Origin of the sequence: Faecalibacterium sp. AF27-11BH, from assembly GCF_003603005.1 — a bacterium.
In the GTDB taxonomy this organism is placed as follows: domain Bacteria; phylum Bacillota; class Clostridia; order Oscillospirales; family Ruminococcaceae; genus Faecalibacterium; species Faecalibacterium taiwanense.
The window spans coordinates 1-2,738 of the sequence record NZ_QVGS01000029.1 but is presented as its reverse complement, the minus strand read 5'-3'; the positions used below and the strand labels follow the sequence as shown (position 1 = coordinate 2,738).

Sequence of the window (2,738 nt, the reverse complement as noted above, 5' to 3'; positions counted from 1 at the left end):
GTTCCTTAGATACTTAGATTTAATCCTATTTTGTTTCATCCGTCTACAAAATTTCTCAAAATCGTATAGCTGCACATAAATTTCCAGAAAACTTGTAGCACAATCACAATTTTTCTTTTCACTCAGATAAACCACCACGGCAGTTCCAGCCACAGGTTATCCATGGCCTGTTCCTCGGTCTTTTTAGCGCGGCTCTTTGTCAGGTGAAAGTATATCGCTGTGCCGATCAGCGGATGTTCCTCGCCATCGGTGAAGCCATAGCGATACAACAGATAGGTCTGCTCTCGCTGAATCAGCCGTTTCAGACCCTCGTACAGTTCCCGGCGCGATTCCTGCTCCTCCATAATGATCTGCGGCTGCATGGCGTAGGGGTCGGCTATGGCTTCGATACGCCGCAGCTGCTCTTCTCCCGGCAGAACATCGTCCAGCGAAACGCGCTGGTAGCAGATACCGTCCTTATCCTCCGTCACCATCCGCTGCTCAAAAGCAGTAAAGGCATCCCGAACCATGTCCATCATGGCGTTATGAATGGCAGGAGCCGCATAGGTCAGGAACTTCATGCCGCGCGCTGCATCGAACTTCGGCACAGCTTTCCATAAGCCCAGATTGCCCGCCTGTTTCAAATCGTCCGTGTCAAGGTTCAGGCCGGACTGTGCCAGATTCATGCTGCGGAAAAGGTCATTTGCCACCTTGCCGATAAAGGACTTGTTGTTGTCGATCAGGCTGTCCAGCGCGGCGGCATCACCTTTCTGTGCCAACGCACAAAGCCGTTCATTCGTCTGTTTCATGGGCGTTTTCCTGCTCTGCAGCAGACTGCAAGATTCCCAGCAGACCGTTCCGCAGCTGTTCCATTGCTTCCGGCGTAGCTCCTTCCATGCCCGAAACGCTGTCCAACATTGCATCTGTCAACTGCTCTGCCGTAATCGTTGGGTGCTGCACATCCTGCCCTTTGGTCAATTCGGCGAACATTTTCTCTGCCACTTTCTTGCTCATGGCTTCCTGTTCGGCGTAATGGCTCCCGATGCCCTTTTTGATTTCCTTGACCGCCGCCATGAAGTACATCTCGATATCATCAAGATCACCTTGGTATACCGGCTTTCTCCGAAGGCTGATGTCCTTTGCGGCTTTGGCTGCTTCCGGGGTCTTGACCTTTGTGCGCAGCAGGGTGCTCAATGTCGTGAGCATGGCATTCTGTGCTGCGATGCCGGAAGCAAAGGTATCATCAAAATACTGCGATATGCGGTAAGTAAGCTCTGCGAAGCGAGCGTTTTCCAGCAGCAGGTTGACCACCTCTGTATTGACACGTCCTGTGTAGAGGTTCTTTGCGGCTTCTACGGACAAGCCTAACTCGGCAATGTCGTAGTTCTTGCGGTCGGGAATGTTGGTTTCTCCCAGCAGAAAATCCGTGGACACGTTGAACAGCCTTGCAATTTTCAGCACCTGCTCATGAGTCAGGGTTCCCTTTGCACCGCTGATAAAGCGGCTGATGGTGCTCTTGGAGCAGCCGATTTCCTTGGCAAGCTCCGGTTGGCTGATGTTGTGCTCTTTCATCAAGTCCGCAAGACGGATGTTGGATGGTGCGGGCAGATATTCCTGTGCCATGTGGTCGGCCCTCCTTTTTGAGCTTTTTCCTCATTATAATACGCTCTTCCGTTTTGTTCAATATACGGTTTTCTCTCCGCCCTTGCTGTTGCAGCCCTGCAACCGGTAAGGGCTTTTTTCTTTTTCCGTTGCAGTTTTGCCGCTTTTTCGCCCTTTCTGCAAAATTCTCCGTATATTCAGGCACAAGGCAAAAAACACCAGAGTTCCCACACGGGGTACTCTGGTGCAACGCACGAAACAAAGGAGGAATGCCCTTGAACCTGTATCAAACTGTCAAATCCGCCATCACCGTTCGGCAAGTGGGAGAGATGTACGGCATGGAGCCCGACCGCCATGGCATGGTGTGCTGTCCATTCCATTCCGACAGCGACCCCAGCATGAAGCTGAATGACACCTATTATTACTGCTTTGGCTGCGGAGCCAATGGAGATGCCATCGACCTCACCGCCAAGCTGTTCGACCTGAACCCCCGGCAAGCCGCCGAGAAGCTCGCAAGTGACTTCGGGCTTGACCCGGATAAGCCGCCCGCCAATGCCATCGCTCTGCCGCCGCCCAAGCGTGGCCTGACAGATGAGCAGTGGGCAGACATCGCCTACTGCCTGCGGGTACTGACCGACTATCTTGACCTGCTGCACGACTGGCAGGAGCGCTACAAGCCCGCCACCCCGGAGGAACCGCATGACCCACGGTTTGAAGAAGCCCTCCACACGACCGAGACCATCGAACACCTGACGGACTGCGTTGCATTTGGGACGCCCCAGCAGAAGGCCGATGCCGCTGCACGGCTGCTGTCCGGGTCGTACCTGCTGATGCTGGAAGAGCGCACCGACCGCCTTGCTCTGGCAAAGTGCGCCTAATAGTTTATTCACCCGAAGTGGTGGGTCTCACCGTGAGACCCACCACTTCACTTTTCTAAAGGAGAATTACCCTATGAAGAAAAACATTTCCCGCAACCCCTTATGGCCGGACTGGTACAACGGCAAGAAGATCGATGAAGTCCAGTTTGGCCGTGCCTTTCTGGAGCAGTGGCCGCTGAAATGCGTCAACGGAACGCTGTACACACTGGACGGCCCGGTAGAGGATGAGAGCGAGATCAAGCAGCGCATCTTGGAGAACATCGAGGAATATGTCACCTC

At 53.6% G+C, this 2,738-nt stretch carries 3 protein-coding genes and 1 pseudogene; 2 read left to right on the top strand and 2 right to left on the bottom strand.

Annotation, left to right across the window (positions count from 1 at the left end; genetic code table 11):
• Positions 1 to 122 precede the first annotated feature (122 nt).
• Together DWY76_RS13685 and DWY76_RS13680 are read right to left on the bottom strand one after the other, a co-directional pair.
• A complete protein-coding gene (locus tag DWY76_RS13685; RefSeq protein ID WP_120081603.1) occupies positions 123 to 788 on the bottom strand; it encodes a sigma-70 family RNA polymerase sigma factor in 666 nt (221 codons plus the stop codon).
• The gene (locus DWY76_RS13680) at positions 772 to 1,602 is read right to left on the bottom strand and encodes a helix-turn-helix transcriptional regulator (RefSeq protein ID WP_120081602.1); all 831 of its coding nucleotides are present in this window, start codon (positions 1,600 to 1,602) and stop codon (positions 772 to 774) included. The genes DWY76_RS13685 and DWY76_RS13680 overlap by 17 nt, the downstream gene beginning before the upstream one ends.
• Positions 1,603 to 1,850: 248 nt before the next feature.
• On the opposite strand from DWY76_RS13680, the gene DWY76_RS13675 reads away from it, so the two are divergent.
• Together DWY76_RS13675 and DWY76_RS13670 are read left to right on the top strand one after the other, a co-directional pair.
• Positions 1,851 to 2,459, top strand: a complete 609-nt coding sequence (locus DWY76_RS13675; RefSeq protein ID WP_120081601.1) for a CHC2 zinc finger domain-containing protein — start codon at positions 1,851 to 1,853, stop codon at positions 2,457 to 2,459.
• 73 nt (positions 2,460 to 2,532) lie between these two features.
• A pseudogene (locus DWY76_RS13670) lies at positions 2,533 to 2,738 on the top strand (DNA primase); the annotation flags it as partial.